At 28.0% G+C, this 1,722-nt stretch carries 1 protein-coding gene; it reads right to left on the bottom strand.

Annotated features, from left to right (window positions below):
• Positions 1–228 precede the first annotated feature (228 nt).
• Positions 229–804 carry a hypothetical protein gene (locus KQA_RS0218130; protein WP_010183056.1) on the bottom strand — a complete coding sequence of 192 codons (576 nt, stop codon included), beginning with the start codon at positions 802–804 and terminating at the stop codon, positions 229–231.
• Positions 805–1,722: the final 918 nt, after the last annotated feature.

The following is a 1,722-nucleotide window of genomic DNA, read 5'->3' as shown; positions in this document are numbered from 1 at the left end:
GAAGAACTATTACCTGGATATCAGTAAAAATCTAAAACGTAGTTGCTCGGACGGATACTATAATTCGATTACAAAATTGTATAAAGCTGATTGATTCAAAGCTGTTTTAATGCAATTATTTATGATTAAAGTGATAGTGTGATAACTAACTACTACAATAAATATAAATAAGTTCCTGGGGAGGCTTATTCTTAAATATAGATATTAAAGAGAATTACAGGTAGTTAATTATGGGATAATAATTGGATCTTCAAAAGGGTTTATATCTTCTATGGTGATTTCTAAATGTGGAGATATGGATGTTGCACCGTCTTCAAAACACTCTTTCGAAAAAAAGTCAAAGCTAAACTTTAATATGTCAGTATCGTCTTTGGTGAAAAATTCAACATCTGATTTTTTTATCACCATTTCGGCGTAATTAGTACTGTTGTCAAAAGACCATAATTTTCCATATTTGCTGCTTTGTAATGCCCAAAACCAGCCTCCATTATTATCAGTACTTTTGTTTTCTAAAACTTCGCCAGTAATTTTAAAAGCTTCAAGTTCAGGAACTTCAAATTTTTGGATTAGTACTTCTATATCACAAACAACAACGGGTGAGGCAAAAATTGTAAATTCCTGTTCTTTCTCTTCAGCTTCCTCTTTAATTATATAAGACTCACTTTTATTATTGGTAGTATAAATAGGGTTAAAAACTAAATCGGTATTTTCATTATCGGTTTCATTTTCTTCTTCTAATGGAGAATTACACGAAAATAGAACACAAAAGAGACTTATTACTGATAAAAGTATTTGTGTTTTCATTGTTTGGTTTTTTTGATAGGGTAGTATAAAAATAACGATAAAAAAAGGTTTTACTTGTGTTATAATATTGTAAGGACTAAACTTCTTACAGAAAAAATGTAAACGGAATATGCAAAGATACAGTAAATCAGTTGGTTAATTTTATTTTGTGAAAATAATTTATTTGTGTAGTTCTTAATAGCCTAAGATTAAAGGTGTGCTTTTTAGGATTTTATATGTGAAATTGCAATAATGTAGAATTTGATTTTGTGAGATGTGCATAAAAAATCAAGGAAAACACAAGTTTAAAACACGTTTTGAGTTGTGACGTTTACAATGTAAACACCTATCAAAATATAAGGATAAACAGCTTCACTAGTATAAGTTTTGTTAGGTTTTGTCAAGGTAAAAAATGCTCAATCTGAAGCAAAGGAGTCCTTAAACAATAAGTATTAAAATTTTGATAAGGGTTGATGGTTTCTTGCATTTGGTTTGACAAACTAATACATTATTACTTCAGATTTTTATAATTTTTTTTAGCCATTAATACAGCATTAACAACTTTAATTAACAAATGTTATGAATATCCCAAATTCAAGCAAGAATTAATTGCTAATCCTGTTAAGACTATTGAAAAATATTCCAGCGAAAAATTAGATCTAAAAGGATTTAATCTTGAAGTTACTGATCAATCCAATCCTTCTACAATTTATTTAAACATTCCTGTTGATAAAAATTCTGAAGATATCCAATTAACAGAAGAACAATTAGAAACTGTTGCTGGAGGTGGATCTCCACTAAACGGACTTATCGTTCCCACATTACCTGAATAAAGATAAACCTTAAAACAATTTTGACGGTCTTTTTGTCATTTTTATCATTTACTGTAAATATATTTTTACTAATAATTAATATAAATATTTTAATCATTAAATTTTA

It is taken from the genome of Aquimarina agarilytica ZC1 (assembly GCF_000255455.1).
Classification (GTDB): Bacteria; Bacteroidota; Bacteroidia; order Flavobacteriales; family Flavobacteriaceae; genus Aquimarina; species Aquimarina agarilytica.
The sequence above is the reverse complement of the archived record's forward strand: the minus strand, read 5'-3'. Positions and strand labels throughout refer to the sequence as shown.